13 protein-coding genes, 3 pseudogenes and 1 riboswitch are annotated in these 17,525 nt (G+C 72.9%); of the genes and pseudogenes, 8 read left to right on the top strand and 8 right to left on the bottom strand.

The window, feature by feature from the left end; translation table 11 throughout:
• The first annotated feature begins 411 nt into the window (after nt 1–411).
• Nucleotides 412–1,272 carry a hypothetical protein gene (locus tag ACFWAR_RS05315; protein ID WP_385773284.1) on the top strand — a complete coding sequence of 287 codons (861 nt, stop codon included), beginning with the start codon at nt 412–414 and terminating at the stop codon, nt 1,270–1,272.
• Between the two features lie 56 nt (nt 1,273–1,328).
• Nucleotides 1,329–1,697: a VOC family protein gene (locus ACFWAR_RS05310; RefSeq protein ID WP_385773282.1), complete on the top strand. Its 369-nt coding sequence runs from the start codon at nt 1,329–1,331 to the stop codon at nt 1,695–1,697.
• Between the two features lie 29 nt (nt 1,698–1,726).
• On the opposite strand, the pseudogene ACFWAR_RS05305 reads toward ACFWAR_RS05310, so the two are convergent.
• Nucleotides 1,727–2,254: pseudogene (locus ACFWAR_RS05305) on the bottom strand (helix-turn-helix domain-containing protein); the annotation flags it as partial.
• A 215-nt stretch (nt 2,255–2,469) separates the two neighbouring features.
• Here ACFWAR_RS05305 and ACFWAR_RS05300 point away from each other — a divergent pair.
• The 3 genes and pseudogenes from ACFWAR_RS05300 to ACFWAR_RS05290 all read left to right on the top strand — a co-directional run.
• Nucleotides 2,470–2,985, top strand: a pseudogene (locus tag ACFWAR_RS05300) (carbohydrate binding domain-containing protein); the annotation flags it as partial.
• 198 nt (nt 2,986–3,183) lie between these two features.
• Nucleotides 3,184–4,143, top strand: a pseudogene (locus ACFWAR_RS05295) (chitinase); the annotation flags it as partial.
• 55 nt (nt 4,144–4,198) lie between these two features.
• The gene (locus tag ACFWAR_RS05290) at nt 4,199–4,981 is read left to right on the top strand and encodes an aminotransferase class IV family protein (protein WP_385773280.1); all 783 of its coding nucleotides are present in this window, start codon (nt 4,199–4,201) and stop codon (nt 4,979–4,981) included.
• 31 nt (nt 4,982–5,012) lie between these two features.
• Here ACFWAR_RS05290 and ACFWAR_RS05285 read toward each other — a convergent pair whose 3' ends face one another.
• The 7 genes from ACFWAR_RS05285 to ACFWAR_RS05255 all read right to left on the bottom strand — a co-directional run bounded on the left by ACFWAR_RS05285 (nt 5,013) and on the right by ACFWAR_RS05255 (nt 13,204).
• Nucleotides 5,013–5,717, bottom strand: a complete 705-nt coding sequence (locus ACFWAR_RS05285) for a hypothetical protein (RefSeq protein ID WP_385773278.1) — start codon at nt 5,715–5,717, stop codon at nt 5,013–5,015.
• Nucleotides 5,718–5,869: 152 nt separating this feature from the next.
• Nucleotides 5,870–6,649 carry an enoyl-CoA hydratase gene (locus ACFWAR_RS05280; RefSeq protein WP_385773276.1) on the bottom strand — a complete coding sequence of 260 codons (780 nt, stop codon included), beginning with the start codon at nt 6,647–6,649 and terminating at the stop codon, nt 5,870–5,872.
• Nucleotides 6,646–7,608 carry a 3-hydroxyisobutyrate dehydrogenase gene (gene mmsB, locus ACFWAR_RS05275; protein WP_385773274.1) on the bottom strand — a complete coding sequence of 321 codons (963 nt, stop codon included), beginning with the start codon at nt 7,606–7,608 and terminating at the stop codon, nt 6,646–6,648. Before mmsB ends, ACFWAR_RS05280 begins: the two co-directional genes overlap by 4 nt.
• Entirely contained in the window at nt 7,605–8,690 is a 1,086-nt protein-coding gene (locus ACFWAR_RS05270) for an enoyl-CoA hydratase/isomerase family protein (protein WP_385773272.1), read from the bottom strand. Before ACFWAR_RS05270 ends, mmsB begins: the two co-directional genes overlap by 4 nt.
• Nucleotides 8,687–9,832, bottom strand: coding sequence for an acyl-CoA dehydrogenase family protein (locus ACFWAR_RS05265; protein ID WP_385773270.1), 1,146 nt, complete (start codon nt 9,830–9,832; stop codon nt 8,687–8,689). Before ACFWAR_RS05265 ends, ACFWAR_RS05270 begins: the two co-directional genes overlap by 4 nt.
• Before the next feature lie 4 nt (nt 9,833–9,836).
• Nucleotides 9,837–11,336: a CoA-acylating methylmalonate-semialdehyde dehydrogenase gene (locus ACFWAR_RS05260; protein WP_385773268.1), complete on the bottom strand. Its 1,500-nt coding sequence runs from the start codon at nt 11,334–11,336 to the stop codon at nt 9,837–9,839.
• Nucleotides 11,337–11,545: 209 nt separating this feature from the next.
• A riboswitch (cobalamin riboswitch) is annotated at nt 11,546–11,732 on the bottom strand.
• A gap of 65 nt (nt 11,733–11,797) precedes the next feature.
• Nucleotides 11,798–13,204 (bottom strand): short-chain fatty acyl-CoA regulator family protein, encoded by a 1,407-nt coding sequence (locus ACFWAR_RS05255; RefSeq protein WP_385773266.1) that lies wholly within the window; start codon nt 13,202–13,204, stop codon nt 11,798–11,800.
• Nucleotides 13,205–13,523: 319 nt separating this feature from the next.
• Between ACFWAR_RS05255 and aceA the strand changes: the two genes are divergently transcribed.
• The 3 genes from aceA to ACFWAR_RS05240 all read left to right on the top strand — a co-directional run bounded on the left by aceA (nt 13,524) and on the right by ACFWAR_RS05240 (nt 17,447).
• On the top strand, nt 13,524–14,843 hold the full coding sequence (aceA, locus tag ACFWAR_RS05250; RefSeq protein WP_385773264.1) for an isocitrate lyase: 1,320 nt from the start codon (nt 13,524–13,526) through the stop codon (nt 14,841–14,843).
• Between the two features lie 97 nt (nt 14,844–14,940).
• Nucleotides 14,941–16,533, top strand: coding sequence for a malate synthase A (gene aceB, locus ACFWAR_RS05245; protein ID WP_385773262.1), 1,593 nt, complete (start codon nt 14,941–14,943; stop codon nt 16,531–16,533).
• Nucleotides 16,530–17,447 (top strand): 3-hydroxybutyryl-CoA dehydrogenase, encoded by a 918-nt coding sequence (locus ACFWAR_RS05240; protein ID WP_385773260.1) that lies wholly within the window; start codon nt 16,530–16,532, stop codon nt 17,445–17,447. Before aceB ends, ACFWAR_RS05240 begins: the two co-directional genes overlap by 4 nt.
• Nucleotides 17,448–17,525: the final 78 nt, after the last annotated feature.

Genomic DNA, 17,525 nt, shown 5'->3' with positions numbered 1-17,525 from the left:
GGCCCCGGCAGGCGCGCCCGCCGGGACCCGGACCGGGCCCCGCCGGTGTCGGGGCCGCCTACTCGTCCGCTTCCCGTAGCGGGATGGGCGCGTCGCGATCACCGTGCAGAAGCGTGTGGATCCTGACCCAGCGCCCTTCCCCGCTCGCGGCTTCCGCCACCGCGAGAGCGCCGCGCACCGGGGGCGCTGTCCAGGTACTCCTCGAGCTCATCGTAGATACGGCCGAAGTAGACGGCTTCCCGGACGATGCCGACCGGCCCGTACGGTGTGAACGCTCCGAGCTCCAGAACGGGCATGTCGTGGAGGTACTGCCGTACGGCCATGCGCACCGGGTTCGGAGACCGGTCCAGGGCCATCTCGAGCCGCCGAAAACGGATGGCCGACGGCCTTCCGCCCGGCCATCCTGACCCGATGGGAGACAGAGCCAACGTCGTCGTGGTCCGGGAGAACGGCGCACACGAGCTGTACCGGAGCGGCTGGGCGGTCGGGATCGACCTGGATCTGCTGGACGGGCCGACGGCGGTTCTCGCCATGCTTCCCGATCTTCGCCAGGACGGCTGGTGGTTGGACGACACGGTGGCCCAGGGCGGGATACTGCTCGACCTCGGTCGTCAGGTGCTCCTGTTCTTCGCCTGGGAGGGGCCCAGCACCGAGCTCCGCCACCGCGCGGCCGTGTTCGAGTTGATCCGCGCCGCGTGGCCGGGCTGGACGGTCCGCTGGCTCTTCGATGGCCAGGCCGAACTGCGCGAGTACGTCGGGCTGGACCCGGAATGCGTCCGCTCCCGCGACGCGGGCCCTTGCGCGGCACCGTTCCTCGCCCCCGATGACGAGGAGTTGGCCGGGCCCGACCCGGGCGGTGTGGTGATCACGGTCGGCGCCGGCCGCTGTCACGTCGCCTCCGACGCCTTCGACCACCCCGTCCGCGAGGGCGCCGCCCTGCTCGACCGCCTGGCAGACGCCCCCGGGCACGGAAGCTGCCGCCTGCACGTCAACGCCGGTATCCACCTCGATCCGGAACGCCGCCGTCTGGGCTGGTGGTCCCTCTCCTCCGTGCCGCGGGCGTACCGAGTACCGGATGTGTGGCCGGGCTGGACCGTGGAGTTCTGGCAGGACGAGTGGGAACGGCACGTCAGAGCCGCCGACCGCTTCTCCCCGGCGGCGTTCGACGCCGGAGAGGAGGGCAGAACCGCGGTGCTCGCCGAGGCCGGGGAGCGTCGGGCCCGCCACCGTGCCTGCGGGCGGTGGGGGAGTGCGTCGGTGGTCGGCCGATGAGTTCAGGCGCCGAGAACGGTCTACCCGGCTATACGGCCGTTCTCGACAGGAGTGCCATGTCCACCATCCAGCCCGTGATCATCACCGCCCACCAGGAGGTTCTGGTCGGCTTCTATACGAAGCTGTTCGGCGCCGAGGAGGTCTTCCGGGTGCCGGCGGAAGGTCCGGCCTTCTACCTCGGCCTGCGCATCGGCGACACCGACCTCGGGCTGGTGGCCAAGGCGGACCCGGGGACGGGGGCGGCGCCGCGGATCCTGCTCAGCATCGCCGTCGACGACGTCGACGCGATGCTCGGCCGGGTGACGGCGCTGGGCGGCTCGCTCCACGGCGGGCCCAACGACATGCCGTGGGGCCAGCGCGTCGCCCACATCCAGGATCCCGACGGCAACGCGGTGAACCTCACCCAGGCGATCCCGGCTCGGTGACGGTGACGGCGACGGTGTCGATGAGGGGGTCAGGCCGCCCGGACTCCGACCGCCAGCGTCAGTTCGAGGACCCGGTGCGGCGACCCGAGGTCGGGGAACAGCTCCCGCAGCTGTGACATCCGGTAGCGGACCGTCTGGGGGTGGACGAACAGCGCCGCCGCCACCTCGTCCCGCCTGCCCTGGTACAGCAGCCACGCCCGCAACGTCTCCTCCAGCCGCCGCGCGGTCGCGGCGGACAAGGTCCGCAGCGGTGCGAGGGCCCGGGCGCGCAGGTCCGCGAAGGCGTCCGCGTCGGCGCTCAGCACCAGCTCGGGCAGATGGTCCTCGGTGTCGCGGATGTCGGGGGAGAGCGAGCGCGCGCGGACGGCCCGTGCGTACGAGGCGGACGCGCGCGTCCACGGCCGGGCCGGGCCGACCACGGCGGTGCGGTCCAGCAGCTGCCGCAGCAGGCGCGGCCGGTCGGCATCGGGGACGAGCAGCACGCCGGAGGCGTCCGGCAGGTCGTCGAGGACGAGGGTGCCCGGGTCGAGCGAGCGGTAGGCGGGCCGGGCTCGGGCCCCGGCGGGGTCCGGCTCGGCCGCGGTGGGTGGTACGGACCGCTGTGCGGGCGAAGCGGATCCGAGGGGGATTGGTCCAGACCTATTGACGGTCGATTCCAGCCCTCTTACGATCCGGTCGGCACAGCCCCACATGTCCACGTCACCCAGAGCCGGGCGTCACGCCCCCACGCGCCGGTCCATGACCACGTCGCCCGGCGGGAAGGGAGCACCGCGTGTTCCGTCGCAAGCCGCGCACCGCAGGCCCGTCCGCCGACCCCCACCACCGGACGGACCCCGGCCGCCACCGCACCACCGCCTCCAGGAGGACCCTCGCCGGGCTCAGCGCGATCGCCGTCGTCGCCGCCGGGCTGGCCGCGGCCGGATCCGTCTCGGCCGGGGCCGCCACCCCCAACCTCGTCGCCAACTCCGGTTTCGAGAGCGGGTTGTCCGACTGGACCTGTTCCGGCGGCTCCGGCGCGGCGGTCGGGAGCCCGGTCCACTCCGGTGCCTCCGCGCTCAAGGCGACCCCCGCCGGCTCGGACAACGCCCAGTGCACCCAGACCGTCAGCGTGCAGCCCAACTCCCAGTACACGCTGAGCGCCTTCGTCCAGGGCAGCTACGTCTACCTGGGCGCCACCGGCACCGGAATCACCGGCACCACGTCCACCTGGACGCCCAGCAGCCCGTCCTACGGCCAGCTCAGCGTCACCTTCGCCACCGGCGCCAACACCACCTCGGTGACCGTCTACCTGCACGGTTGGTACGGGCAGCCCGCCTACTACGCGGACGACGTGGCCCTCGCCGGTCCCGGCGGCACCAACCCCACCCCGACCGCCACCGCGCCCACCACGGTCCCGCCGACCACCGCGCCCCCCACGACCGCCCCGCCGACCACGCCGCCGCCGAGCACCGCGCCCCCCACCACGGCCCCGCCGACCACGCCGCCGGGCGACACCTGTCCCACCAAGCCCAAGCCGTCGGGCAAGGTCCTGCAGGGCTACTGGGAGAACTGGGACGGCGCCTCCAACGGGGTCCACCCCGGCATGGGATGGGTACCCATCACGGACAGCCGGATCGCCGCGCACGGCTACAACGTCATCAACGCCGCCTTCCCGGTGATCCTCTCGGACGGCACCGTGCTGTGGCAGGACGGCATGGACGCGGGCGTCAAGGTCTCCACCCCCGCCGAGATGTGCCAGGCCAAGGCGGCCGGGGCGACGCTCCTGATGTCGATCGGCGGCGCCGCCGCCGGCATCGACCTGAGCTCCGCCGCCGTCGCCGACAAGTTCGTGGCGACCGTCGTCCCGATCCTGAAGAAGTACAACTTCGACGGCATAGACATCGACATCGAGACCGGCCTGTCCGGGAGCGGCAACATCAACACGCTGTCCGCCTCCCAGTCCAACCTGATCCGCATCATCGACGGCGTCCTCGCGCAGATGCCGGCCGGCTTCGGCCTCACCATGGCCCCCGAGACCGCCTACGTCACCGGCGGCAGCGTCACCTACGGCTCGATCTGGGGCTCGTACCTGCCGATCATCAAGAAGTACGTCGACAACGGCCGCCTGTGGTGGCTGAACATGCAGTACTACAACGGCAGCATGTACGGCTGCTCCGCCGACTCCTACCAGGCGGGCACCGTCCAGGGCTTCACCGCGCAGACCACCTGCCTCAACAACGGCCTGACCATCCAGGGCACCACCATCAAGGTGCCCTACGACAAGCAGGTGCCCGGCCTGCCCGCCCAGCCCGGCGCCGGCGGCGGCTACATGGCGCCGAGCCTGGTCGGCCAGTCGTGGAACGCCTTCGGCGGTTCGCTCAAGGGGCTCATGACCTGGTCGATCAACTGGGACGGCTCGAAGGGCTGGAGCTTCGGCGACAACGTCAAATCCCTCCAGAACCGCTGACGCCACCCACCGCCCGTTGATCGTCGGCAAGGGATGTCCTGACATCCTGTGAGGTATGGCGACACTCAACGGGAAGCCCGTTTCCATCGACGACCTGCTGCCCCTGGCCCTGGTCGACGTCGGGCACTTCACGTCCATGCGCGTCGACGAGGGCGCCGTGCGCGGGCTGGAGCTGCACATGGCGCGGCTCGCGAAGGACTGCGCGGTCGTGTGGGGCGCCGACCTGGACACCGGGCGCGTGCGCGCGTTCGTCCGGGAGGCGCTGCACGGGCGGTCGCAGCCCTGCGTCGTCCGCGTGACCGTCTACGACCCCGCGGTCGACATGGGGCACCTCGCGGCGCCGGGGGAGCCGCAGGTCCTGGTCACCGTGCGCGGAGCCGGCGCATTGCGCGCGCCGGCTCCGCTGCGCGCACGGAGCGTGCCGTACGAGCGGGAGCTGCCCGAGGTGAAGCACGTCGGCCTCTTCGGGGCCCTGCACACCCGGCGCGGCGCCCAGCTCGCCGGTTTCGACGACGCCCTGTTCGTCGGACGCGACGGACGCGTCAGCGAGGGCCCCACCTGGAACGTCGGATTCGTCGACGCCGACGGCGGCGTCGTGTGGCCGCAGGCTCCGGTGCTGCCCGGGGTCACCAGGGCGCTGCTCCAGCAGCGCGCCGCACACCGGGTCGCCCCCGTGACCCTCGAGGAGGCGAAGGGCATGGCGGCCGCCTTCGCGACGAACACCAGCATCGGCGTCCGGGCGATCGCCGCCATCGACGACACCGCACTGCTGGCCGAGCACCCCGTACTGGACCGGCTCCGCGAGGCCTACCTCTCCGTGCCCGGCGAGAGGCCGTAGGGCGCCGGTCCCGCGGGCCGGGCCGCCGGTGTCACGCCATGCGGGCGCCCAAGGTGCGCACCACCTGGGTCAGGACCTTCTCGCGCCAGTTCTCCTCGGTCTCGGGGTACTTCCCGACGCCGTCGGCGGTCGAGGAACCGCTCACTTCGAACTGGTACGGGCCCTGGTGGCAGATCATCGTGGCGGACGTGCCCCGGGTGTAACAGCCCGCCGTACCGAGCGAGTTCCCCAGGTCACGGAACTTCTTGGGGTCCGTCCCGGCGCGCTTCGCCTCGTTGTCGCGGTCCTCGGCGTAGGCGCTCGCCACGAGTGCGGGATCGGCGACGGTCTTGAAGACGATGCGGACGCTGCTGTTGTGCTTGCCCTCGTACTTGGCCGGCAGCCCGAACTCGGTCTTGCAACCCCCGGCCGGTACGTCGCCCGTGGTACCCGGATCGGACTTGGCGAGCGGGTTGAAGTTGATGACGGTCACCTTGATCGGCGTCCGCCGGAAGTCCTCGGCCTGCGGCAGGATCGCGCGGATCTCCTCGTCGCCGAGGACCTCGCACGCGTTGGGCCACTGCGCCAGCGGCAGCGAACCCCCGGCGGCGGGACGCGCCTCCAGCTTCGCACCGGAGGGCTTCGCTGACTCGAACTTCAGCGCCGGCGGCTCGCTGCTGCAGCCGGTCAGAACGGCCGCGGCGGACGCGAGCGCCGCGACGGCCAGGACGCGACGGCTCGGTTTCGTGGTGGGCACGGTCAACTCCCCTATGTGGACACGGGGGATCCCCCCTCTTTCCGGGCCCATTGTGGACGTCCGCGCCCGATCCCTCCCGCCGAAGCCGCCGCGCGCCCTGTGATCTTGCCGACAGCGGGACCGCCGTCCGTGCGTCGGCGGTCCCGGACCGGTCAGCCGTGGACGAACTCCGGCGGGCGCTTGTCCACGAACGCCGTCATGCCCTCCTTCTGGTCGGCGGTGGCGAACACCGCGTGGAAGAGGCGGCGTTCGAAGCGGACGCCCTCGGTGAGGGTGGTCTCGAAGGCGCGGTTCACGGCCTCCTTCGCCATCATCGCCACGGGCTTGGACATGCCCGCGATCGTCTCCGCCACCGCGTGGGCCTCGGCGAGCAGCGCGTCGGCGGGGACGACGCGGGAGACCAGCCCGGCCCGCTCCGCCTCGTCGGCGTCCATCGTGCGCCCGGTCAGACACAGCTCCATGGCCTTGGCCTTGCCGACGGCACGGGTGAGCCGTTGGGAGCCGCCGATGCCCGGGATGACGCCCAGCTTGATCTCCGGCTGGCCGAAGACGGCGGTGTCGGCGGCGAGCAGGACGTCGCAGAGCATGGCGAGTTCGCAGCCGCCGCCCAGGGCGTAGCCGGACACGGCGGCGACGGTGGGGGTGCGGAGCTGGCCGAGCCGGTCCCAGGCCGTGAACCAGTCGGAGAGGTACATGTCCATGTAGCTCCGCGGCCGCATCTCCTTGATGTCCGCCCCGGCGGCGAAGGCCTTCGCCGAGCCCGTCAGGACGATGCAGCCGACCTCCGGATCCCGGTCCAGGGCCTCGGTGGCCGCGACCACCTCGGTCATGACCTGGAGGTTCAGGGCGTTCAGGGCCCGGGGGCGGTTCAGGGTGACCAGGGCGACCCGGCCCTTGCGCTGGACCAGGATGGTCTCGTACGTCTGCGTCACGGGGCGGTCGTTCCGTTCTGTTCGGTGTGGGTGCGGGTCCGGGTGCGGGTGTCGGCTTCGAGCGCGGCTTCGGCCCCGGGACGCAGCGTCCGTACGATCGCCGAGAAGTCCAGCTCGCGCCCCTCGCCCGCGGCGAAGTCGGCGTACAGCTCGGCGGCCTTGAGGCCCAGGGGCGCGTCCACGTTCCCGGCCCGCAGGGCGTTCGCCGCCAGTCCCAGGTCCTTGGCCATCAGAGGAGCCGCGAAGCCGGGCCGGTAGTCCCGGTTGGCGGGGCTGCCCGGTACGGGCCCGGGCACGGGGCAGTTGACGGTCAGCGCCCAGCACTGACCCGACGCCGTGGAGGCGACGTCGTACAGCGCCTGGTGATCCAGGCCGAGCCGCTCGGCCAGGACGAACGCCTCGCTGACGGCGATCATGGAGATGCCGAGGATCATGTTGTTGCAGATCTTCGCCGCCTGCCCGGCGCCCGGCGCGCCGCAGTGCACGGTCTTCTTGCCCATGACGGCCAGCAGCGGCTCGGCGCGGGCGAACTCCTCGTCGCCGCCGCCCGCCATGAAGGTGAGGGTCGCGGCCCGCGCGCCCGTCACCCCGCCGGAGACCGGTGCGTCCAGCGCGCGGTGACCGGCCGCGACGGCCGCCGCGTGCGCGGCCCGGGCGTCGGCGACGTCGATCGTGGAGCAGTCGACGAACAGGGTGCCGGGCCGGGCCGCCGCGAGGAGGCCCTCCTCCCGGTAGAGGGAGAGGACGTGGCGGCCCGCGGGGAGCATCGTGATGACGACGTCCGCCTCGGCCGCGGCCCGGACCGCCGAGGGCGCGGCCTCCACCCCCGCCGCCGCCGCGGCGGCCAGGGACTCGGGCACCAGGTCGAATCCGATGACCCGGTGTCCCGCCCCGACCAGCTGGGCGGCCATCGGGCCGCCCATGTGCCCGAGCCCGATGAATGCGACGGTCGTGCTCACCACGGCACCTCCTGAGGGGAGTCGGTCACGGCGAGGCGCAGTTCGCGCTCGCCGAGCGGGGCGAAGAACCGGGCCACGTCGGCGGCACCGACCTCGGCGAGCGAGGCAGGGCTCCAGCGCGGCGCGCGGTCCTTGTCGATCACCTGCGCGCGGATGCCCTCCACCAGATCGGGGCTGCTCAGGGCCGCGCAGGAGACCCGGTACTCCTGTTCCAGGACCCGTTCCAGCGGGCCCAGCGTCCGGGCGCGGCGCAGCGCGGCCAGGGTCACCTTCAACGCCGTGGGCGACTTCGTCAGGAGCAGGTCGGCCGCTTCCTTCGCCTCCGGTGCGCCGCTGGCGCGCAGCCGGTCCAGGATCTCCTCCACGGTGTCCGCCGCGTAGCAGTGGTCGATCCACTCCCGCCGGGCGCGGAGCACTCCGCCGGGCGCGGGCACGACGTACCGCTCCAGCACCTCGTGCACGTCGGTGTGGGCGAGGTCCGTGGCCAGCTGCGGCAGCAGCGCCGCGGGGACGAAGTGGTCGGCGAGCCCGCACAGCAGCGCGTCGGCCGCGTCGACCGGCGTGCCGGTGAGGGCGAGGTGGGTGCCCAGCTCGCCGGGCGCCAGCGTCAGGAGGTAGGTGCCGCCGACGTCGGGGACGAAGCCGATGCCGGTCTCGGGCATGGCCACGCGGGAGCGTTCGGTGACGATGCGGACGCTGCCGTGGGCGGAGATCCCGACGCCGCCGCCCATCACGATGCCGTCCATCAGGGCGACGTACGGCTTGGGGTAGCGGGCGATCCGGGCGTTGAGCCGGTACTCGTCGCGCCAGAAGTCCGCCGAGGCGGTGGAGCCGCTGCGGGCGTCCTCGTGGATGGAGCGGATGTCGCCGCCCGCGCACAGGCCGCGCTCGCCGGCGCCGCGCAGCACGACGGCCGCGACGGCCGGATCGTGCTCCCACGCGGTCAGCGCCGCGTCGATGCGCAGGGCCATGGCGTGGGTGAGCGCGTTCAGGGCCCGGGGACGGTTCAAGGTCACGTACCCGGCCCGCCCCTCGGTGTGCAGGAGGACGTGATCGGCGCCTTCGGCGGCGGTGGGGCTCATCGCAGGGCCTCCGTGAGTCCGCGGGCGACGATGATGCGCATGACCTCGTTCGTTCCTTCCAGGATCTGGTGCACCCGCAGGTCGCGGAGGATCTTCTCGATCCCGTACTCGCTGAGGTAGCCGTACCCGCCGTGCAGTTGCAGGGCCCGGTCCACGACGGAGTAGCCGGTGTCGGTGGCGAACCGCTTGGCCATCGCGCACAGTTGGGGGGCCAACGGATCACCCTGGTCCAGCGAGGCGGCCGCCTGGCGGACCAGCGCGCGCGCCGCGGCCAGCTCGGTGGCCATGTCGGCGAGCCGGAACTGCAGCGCCTGCGCGTCCAACAGCCGGGCCCCGAAGGCCTCCCGGTCGGCCAGGTACGCCAGGCTGCGGTCCAGTGCGCTCTGCGCACCGCCCAACGAGCAGGCGGCGATGCCCAGACGGCCGCCGTTCAGGCCGTTCATGGCGATGCGGAAACCGTCGCCCTCGGCGCCGAGCCGTCGGTCGGCGGGCACGCGGACGGCGTCGAGGACCACCTGCCGGGTGGGCTGGGCGTTCCAGCCCATCTTGCGCTCGTTGGGGCCGAAGGAGACGCCGGGGTCGTCGCGTTCGACCACGAAGGCGGAGATCCCGCCCGGACCCTCACCGCCGGTGCGCGCCATGACGACGTACACCTCGGCGGCGCCCGCACCCGAGATGAACTGCTTGACCCCGCTCAGGACGTAGTCGTCGCCCACCCGTTCGGCCCGGGTGCGCAGCGCGGCGGCGTCCGACCCGGCGCCCGGTTCGGTCAGGCAGTAGCTGCCGAGCGAGCGGGCCGAGCACAGGGCGGGGAGCCACCGGTCGCGCTGGACGCGGTCGCCGTAGCGGTCGATCATCCAGGCGACCATGTTGTGGATGGACAGGTATCCGGCGATGGAGGGGCACCCGGTGGCGAGGGCCTCGAAGACGAGGACGCCGTCGGCGCGGCTCAGGCCCGAACCGCCGTGCTCCTCGCGGACGTAGACGCCGCCGAGTCCGAGGTCGGCCGCCTTGCGGAGCACGTCCACCGGGAAGTGCTTGTCCTGGTCCCAGCCGACGGCGTACGGACCGAGCTGCTCCTGCGCGAAGTCGAGCGTGACCTCGGCGAGGGCGAGCTGATCGGGGGTCAGTGTGGTGGTCACCGGCTCAGCCCATCGTCGGGATGGTGAAGCTCGCGCCCTCCTTGGCCCCGGAGGGCCAGCGCGAGGTGACGGTCTTGGTACGGGTGTAGAAGCGGATCGAGTCGGGGCCGTGCTGGCCCAGGTCGCCGAAGCCGGACCGCTTCCAGCCGCCGAAGGTGTGGTAGGCGACGGGGACCGGGATGGGCACGTTGACGCCGACCATGCCGGCGCCGACGCGGCGGGTGAAGTCGCGGGCGGTGTCCCCGTCGCGGGTGAAGATCGCGACGCCGTTGCCGTACGGGTGCTCGGTGGGCAGCCGCAGTGCCTCCTCGTAGTCCGCCGCACGGGCGACGCACAGCACCGGGCCGAAGATCTCCTCGCGGTAGATCCGCATCCGCGGGGTGACGCGGTCGAAGAGGGAGGCCCCGGCGAAGAAGCCGTTCTCGTGCCCGGGCAGGGTGAACCCGCGCCCGTCGACGACGAGTTCGGCGCCCTCGTTGACCCCGATGTCGACGTAGCGCCGGACCCGGTCCAGCGCGTCCCGGCTGACCAGCGGGCCGAAGTCGGCGTCGGCGTCGTCGGAGCGGCCGATCCGCAGGGTGGCGATGCGCTCCCCCAGGCGGGCGACCAGCGCGTCGGCGGTCTCCTCGCCGACGGGGACGGCGACGGCGATCGCCATGCAGCGCTCACCGGCCGAGCCGTAGCCCGCCCCGATGAGGGCGTCGACGGCCTGGTCGAGATCGGCGTCCGGCATCACGATCATGTGGTTCTTGGCGCCGCCGAAGCACTGGGCGCGCTTGCCGTGGGCGGCGGCGGTGGCGTAGATGTGCGCGGCGATCGGCGTGGAGCCGACGAAGCCCAGCGCCTGCACCCGGGGGTCCGTCAGCAGCGTGTCGACCGCCTCCTTGCCGCCGTTGACCACGTTGAACACGCCGGGCGGCAGCCCCGCTTCGAGGAACAGCTCGGCGAGGCGCAGGGGTACGGAGGGGTCCCGCTCCGAGGGCTTGAGGACGAAGGCGTTGCCGCAGGCGAGCGCGGGGGCGGCCTTCCACAGCGGGATCATCGCGGGGAAGTTGAAGGGGGTGATGCCCGCGACGACGCCGAGCGGTGAGCGCAGGGAGTGCACGTCGATGCCGCTCCCGGCGTTGTCGGTGAACTCGCCCTTGAGGAGGTGGGGGATGCCCGCGGCGAACTCGACCACCTCCAGGCCGCGTTGGATGTCGCCGTGGGCGTCGGCGACGGTCTTGCCGTGTTCGGCCGACAGCAGTCGGGCCAGTGACTCCCTTTCGCCCGCGATCAGTTGCAGGAAGCGCAGCAGTACACGGGCGCGGCGCTGCGGGTTCCACTCGCCCCACTCGCGCTGCGCCGCCTCGGCGTCGGCGATGGCGGCCTCGGTGTCGGCGCGTCCGGCGAGCGGGACCCGGGCCTGGACGGCGCCGGTGTTGGGGTCGTGGACGTCGGCGAAGAGGCCGGACGTGCCGGTGGTGTGCTTTCCGCCGATGAAATGGGTGAGTTCGCGGACCATGGGAGCCTGCTCTCGTCAGGTGAGGATCCGGGGACGGCACGGCGCACCGGCGACCGGACCCGGTTCGGGTCCGTCGCGTGGGGTGCCGTGGGACAGGGCTGCCGGGGGCGGCCCGAGAGCTAGAGCGCGGGGGTCGCCGCTCGCTCCGCCGGATCACCAGGGTCGTGGGTACGGACCGGTGCCATGCGTGTCTGCTCCATCCTCGTGGACAACACGGAACGTTCCGCGGCCGGTAACCTGACTCCCGGATCACCGCGTGCCGTCCGCCTCGCCGACGTGACAGCGTCAGTGGCGTGTGGAGGGCAGCACACTCCCCGGTCACAGTGGCGGGACCGTGCCGGATTCACACCGGCTTCCCTGCACCGCGGACCTTGTGCCACGAACATATAGTTGGACGTCCTAGTAAGTCCACCCCCGCCGCCCCCGCCACGCCCACCGGCCCGGGCGGGCGACCGGCCCGCTCAATCGCCCTCGGTGACGACCGGGTAGGGCACGAAGGTGCTGCTGTTCTCGTCCACCGCGAGCGTTCGCCCGAGCGGGGGAGCGGCGCGCTGGGGGCATTCGAGGCGTTCGCAGAGGCGGCAGCCCATGCCGATCGGCGTGGCGGCCGAGGCGTTGGCGAGGTCGAGCCCGTCGGAGTAGACCAGGCGGGAGGCGTGCCGGATCTCGCACCCGAGGCCGATCGCGAAGGTCTTGCCGGGCTCGCCCCAACCGCCGCGGTGCCGGGTGACGGCCCGGGCGGTCCACAGGTGGCGCGCGCCGTCGGGCATGGCGGCGATCTGGACGTGGATGCGGCCGGGGGCGGCGAAGGCCTCGTAGACGTTCCACAGCGGGCAGGTGCCGCCCGCCCGGGAGAAGTGGAAGCCGGTGGCGGACTGCCGCTTGGACATGTTCCCGGCCCGGTCGACGCGGACGAAGGAGAACGGGACGCCCCGCAGGCGCGGCCGCTGGAGGGTGCTGAGGCGGTGGCAGACCGTCTCGTAACCCAGGCCGAAGCGCACGGTGAGCTTCTCGATGTCGTAGCGCTCCTCCTCGGCCGCCGCGTGGAAGGCCGGGTACGGGAGCACCAGCGCCGCGGCGAAGTAGTTCGCGATGCCGATGCGGGCCAGCGACCAAGCGGCCGAGCCCGCCTCGAAGTCCTCCGAGGCGAGGGCGGACAGACCCGCCCCGTGTTCGAGGAGCGCGAGCTGGGTGGCCATGCGGAACGCCTGCTGCCCGGGGAGCAGGCGCGGCGACAGGTGCAGGGTCCGCCGCGCGGGGTCGTAGCGGTGCAGCCGGTCGGCGTCCGGGGCCAGGCGTACGCCGTGCCGCTCGGCCAGCCGGTCCGCGAGGGCGGGCAGTACGCCGCCGGGGCGGATGCCGATCGCCTTCGCCAGGGCCTCGGCCGCGAGATCGGTGTCGTGGAGGTAGTTCTGGCGGCGGTAGAAGAACTCGCGGATCTCCTCGTGCGGCGGCCGGGGTCCGCCGACGGTCCCCCCGGCCCTGCCGTCCGCGGCGTCCGCGAGCCGCTCCGTCAGGGCCACGTTGCGCCGCCCCAGGTCGAGCAGGACCCCGGCGAGGGCCGGCAACCGCTGGACCAGCTCGGCCAGTTCGGAGGCCGAGACCCGGGCGGCCGTGATGTCGTCGGCCAGGGCCTCGCGCAGGTCCGCGAGGGTGCGCGCGCCGTCCCGCTCCGCGAAGAAGCCCGGATCGACGCCGAAGGCCTCCGTGAGCCGGAGCAGCACGGGCACCGTGAGCGGGCGGGAGTCGTGCTCCATCTGGTTCAGGTAGCTGGGGGAGATCTCCAGTCGGCGCGCCAACTCGGCCTGGCTGAGCCGCCGCTCCTCGCGCAGCCGCCGCAGCCGCGCCCCCGCGTAGGTCTTGCCCATCGTGCCCCCCGTCGCACCTACCAGTGAGTAGGAAGGTGAGTGTAGGCGCCGCCGCGGACCGCGCACCCTTCGCAACCTTGGCAATCGCGGCGGAGAAGATGCGCAGAACCTGGCATGCGGCCACGGTTGATGGCACTCGGTGCCACTGTCAGAGTCGGACTGCGGCCAGGAAAGCCCGCCGATGCGCCCGATGGGCGGGGAAGGCGGACCGCGCCGCACGGTGTGCAGGGTGCACCGAGTGTCACCCGGTGACGCGTCGATGTCTCATTCGCACCTTTCACATGTCCACTTTTTGACGTGAACTCAAGGGGAGACGGCCATGGCCGCGCAGCAGGCTCAGGATCAGGCTCGGGCTCAGGCGGGAACGACGACGGCGGCGGCCCGGGAACTGGCGCGGCGGTGGGCCGACGACCCCCGCTGGGCGGGCATCGAGCGGACCCACTCCGCCGAGGACGTCGTCCGACTCTCCGGCAGCGTCCGCGAGGAGCACACCCTGGCCCGGCGCGGCGCCGAGCGGCTGTGGCGCCAGCTGCACGAGCAGGACTACATCCACGCCCTGGGCGCCCTCACCGGCGGCCAGGCCGTCCAGCAGGTCCGGGCCGGACTCCAGGCGATCTACCTGTCCGGCTGGCAGGTCGCGGCCGATGCCAACCAGGCCGGCCACACCTACCCCGACCAGAGCCTGTACCCGGTCAACTCGGTGCCCCAGGTGGTCCGTCGGATCAACAACGCCCTGCTGCGCGCCGACCAGATCGCCACCGCCGAGGGCGGCGCGGACACCACCGACTGGCTGGCCCCGATCGTGGCGGACGCGGAAGCCGGTTTCGGTGGCCCCCTCAACGCCTTCGAGCTGACCAAGGCCATGATCGCGGCGGGCGCGGCGGGCATCCACTACGAGGACCAGCTGGCCTCCGAGAAGAAGTGCGGCCACCTCGGCGGCAAGGTGCTCGTCCCCACCGCCCAGCACGTCCGCACCCTGAACGCGGCCCGCCTGGCCGCCGACATCGCGGACACCCCGACCCTGATCATCGCCCGTACCGACGCCCTCGCGGCCACCCTGCTGACCAGCGACGTCGACGAGCGCGACGCCGAGTTCTGCACGGGCGAGCGCACCGCCGAGGGCTTCTACCGCGTCCGGGGCGGCATGGCCCCGGTCATCGCCCGCGGCCTCGCCTACGCCCCGTACGCGGACCTGATCTGGGTGGAGACGGGCACCCCGGACCTGGCGCAGGCCCGCGAGTTCGCCGAGGCGATCCACGCGCGGTACCCGGACCAGATGCTGGCCTACAACTGCTCGCCGTCCTTCAACTGGAAGGCGGCGCTGGACGACGACCAGATCGCGAAGTTCCAGCGGGAACTGGGCGCGATGGGCTACCGCTTCCAGTTCATCACCCTGGCCGGCTTCCACTCCCTCAACCACGGCATGTTCGACCTCGCCCGCGGCTACGCCGAGCACGGCATGACCGCGTACGTCGACCTCCAGGAGCGCGAGTTCGCCGCCCAGGCGCAGGGCTTCACCGCCGTCAAGCACCAGCGCGAGGTCGGCACGGGCTACTTCGACCTGGTCTCCACCGCCGTCAACCCGGCCTCCTCGACCACCGCGCTCGCGGGCTCCACCGAGGAAGAGCAGTTCCACTAGGACCCGCACCGCACCGCCCCCGGGGCCCCGTACCGGAGCCCCGGGACCTCCCCTTCACCTCTTCCTCCGCTCCCCTTCCCCCCTAGAGGAGACCCGTATGTCCGTCCACGCGATCACGCGCCGCGTCGAGGTCCTCGCGGCTCCGGGCGAGCGCCACGACGAGATCCTGACGCCCGAGGCGCTCGACTTCCTCGCCCGGCTCGACGAGGCCTTCGCGGAGCGGCGGCCCAGGCTCTTCAAGGAGCGCGAGCGCCGCTCGGCCAACCTGGCCGCCGGCACGCCCCTGGACTTCTCCCGCGCCGGCGCGGCCGTCCGCGCCGACCCCGACTGGCGGGTCGCGCCCCCCGCGCCCGGTCTGATCGACCGGCGGGTGGAGATCACCGGCCCGCCCGAGCGGCGCATGACGGTGCACGCCCTCAACTCCGGCGCCCAGGTGTGGATGGCCGACTTCGAGGACGCCACCTCGCCCACCTGGGACAACGTCATCGGCGGGCAGCTGAACCTGCTCGACGCCATCGAACGCCGCATCGACTTCACCACCCCGGAGGGCAAGGAGTACCGCCTCGGCACGGACCTGGCGACCATCGTGGTGCGCCCCCGCGGCTGGCACCTCACCGAGGAGCACCTGGCGATCGACGGCCGGTCCGTCCCGGCCTCCCTGGTCGACTTCGGCCTGTACTTCTTCCACTGCGCCCAGCGGCAGATCGACGCCGGGCACGGCCCGTACTTCTACCTCCCCAAGCTGGAGAACCGGGGCGAGGCGCGGCTGTGGAACGACGTGTTCGTGCTGGCCCAGGAACTGCTCGGGATCCCCCGCGGCACGGTCCGCGCCACCGTGCTCATCGAGACGGTCACCGCGGCGTTCGAGATGGAGGAGATCCTCTACGAACTGCGCGAGCACAGCTCCGGGCTCAACGCGGGCCGCTGGGACTACCTCTTCAGCATCATCAAGACCTTCGGCCACCGCACCGACTTCCAACTGCCCGACCGGGCCGCGGTCACCATGACCGCACCCTTCATGCGGGCCTACGCCGAACTCCTCGTCCGCACCTGCCACCGGCGCGGCGCCCACGCCGTCGGCGGCATGTCCGCCCACGTCCCCGGGAAGGACGCGGCCGCGAACGAGGCGGCGCTCGCCAAGGTCCGGCTCGACAAGGAGCGCGAGGCCGAGGACGGGTTCGACGGCTCCTGGGTCGCCCACCCCGCCCTGGTGCCCGTCTGCCGCACGGTCTTCGACGGCGTGCTCGCCGACCGGCCGCACCAGCTCGACCGTACGCGCGAGGACGTCCGGGTCACCGCGGCCGACCTCTTGTCGGTCCGGCGGGTCGCGGGCCCGCCCACGGCCGAAGGCATCCGGGCCAATGTCGCCGTCGCCCTGCGGTACTTCGACGCGTGGCTGCGCGGCAGCGGCGCCGTCGCCCTGGGCGGGCTGATGGAGGACGCGGCGACCGCGGAGATCGCGCGGGTCCAGCTCTGGCAGTGGCTGCGCCACGGCACGGCCGACCGCGCGGGCGTGCGGGAGGTCCTCGACGCGCAGTGCGCCGCGCTCGCGCGGGAGGATCCGGACGCCCTGGTCACCGAGGCGCGCGCCGTCCTGGAGCGGACGGCGCTGCAGCGGGACCTGCCGGCCTTCTTCACCCCCGACGCCTACGCCCGCCACCTCGTCCGCCGCCCGGAGGCCCGCGCATGAGCACCACCGGCACCGCCACCACCGCCACCGCCACCCCCACCGGCGCGGGCGCCGCGATCCGCAGGGTCGGCGTCGTCGGCGGCGGCCAGATGGGCGCGGGCATCGCCGAGGTCTGCGCCCGCGCGGGCCTGGACACCGTGGTGTGCGAGACGGACGCCGCAGCCGCCCTGGCCGCCCGTGAACGCGTGGCCGTCTCCCTCGAACGCGCCGTCCAGCGTGGCAAACTGGACCGGCTCAGTGCTGAGGACGCCCTGGCCCGGCTCGTCTTCTCCGGCAGCCCGGACGACCTCGCCGACCGGCAGCTCGTGATCGAGGCGGTGGTGGAGGACGCGGCCGTGAAGACCGAGACCTTCGCCGCCCTCGACAAGATCGTCGAGGACCCGGAAGCCATCTTGGCCACCAACACCTCCGCCCTTCCCGTCATGCGACTGGCCATGGCCACCGGCCGCGCCGACCGCGTCGTGGGCCTGCACTTCTTCAACCCGGTGCCCGTCCTGCCCCTCGTGGAGATCGTCTCCTCGCTGCACACCACCCGCGAGACCGTGCGGACGGTGGAGGAGTTCGCGCGCGACGCGCTCGGCAAGACGGTGGTCCGCTCGCAGGACCGGGCCGGTTTCGTGGTCAACGCGCTCCTCGTCCCCTACCTGCTCTCGGCCATTCGGATGGCCGAATCGGGCTTCGCCAGCGCCGAGGACGTCGACGCGGGCATGGAGCTGGGCTGCGCCCACCCCATGGGACCCCTGAAGCTCGCCGACCTCATCGGCCTGGACACCGTCGAGGCCATCGCGGAGTCCCTCTACGCCGAGTTCAAGGAGCCGCTCCACGCCCCGCCACCGCTGCTCCGGCGCATGGTCCAGGCCGGTCTGCTGGGCCGCAAGAGCGGCCGCGGCTTCCACACCTACGACCGGGGCTGACGAGGGACCCGGTGGTACGGCTCCCGGGTTGAGGGACCCGGGAGGCACGGAGCAGGAGCGCGCGGCGGCCCGGTGAGC

Origin of the sequence: Streptomyces sp. NPDC059917, assembly GCF_042730635.1 — a bacterium.
In the GTDB taxonomy this organism is placed as follows: Bacteria; Actinomycetota; Actinomycetes; order Streptomycetales; family Streptomycetaceae; genus Streptomyces.
Note: the sequence above shows the minus strand (reverse complement) of the source record. Positions and strands in the feature narration are given on the sequence as shown.

What these genes read in the sequence shown, in the direction of transcription:
- aceB (WP_385773262.1), top strand. Translation starts at nt 14,941, where the DNA reads ATGTCCGTCCACGCGATCACGCGCCGCGTCGAGGTCCTCGCGGCTCCG.
- ACFWAR_RS05260 (WP_385773268.1), bottom strand. Translation starts at nt 11,336, where the DNA reads ATGGTCCGCGAACTCACCCATTTCATCGGCGGAAAGCACACCACCGGC.
- aceA (WP_385773264.1), top strand. Translation starts at nt 13,524, where the DNA reads ATGGCCGCGCAGCAGGCTCAGGATCAGGCTCGGGCTCAGGCGGGAACG.
- ACFWAR_RS05270 (WP_385773272.1), bottom strand. Translation starts at nt 8,690, where the DNA reads ATGAGCCCCACCGCCGCCGAAGGCGCCGATCACGTCCTCCTGCACACC.
- ACFWAR_RS05240 (WP_385773260.1), top strand. Translation starts at nt 16,530, where the DNA reads ATGAGCACCACCGGCACCGCCACCACCGCCACCGCCACCCCCACCGGC.
- ACFWAR_RS05290 (WP_385773280.1), top strand. Translation starts at nt 4,199, where the DNA reads ATGGCGACACTCAACGGGAAGCCCGTTTCCATCGACGACCTGCTGCCC.
- ACFWAR_RS05315 (WP_385773284.1), top strand. Translation starts at nt 412, where the DNA reads ATGGGAGACAGAGCCAACGTCGTCGTGGTCCGGGAGAACGGCGCACAC.
- ACFWAR_RS05255 (WP_385773266.1), bottom strand. Translation starts at nt 13,204, where the DNA reads ATGGGCAAGACCTACGCGGGGGCGCGGCTGCGGCGGCTGCGCGAGGAG.
- ACFWAR_RS05310 (WP_385773282.1), top strand. Translation starts at nt 1,329, where the DNA reads ATGTCCACCATCCAGCCCGTGATCATCACCGCCCACCAGGAGGTTCTG.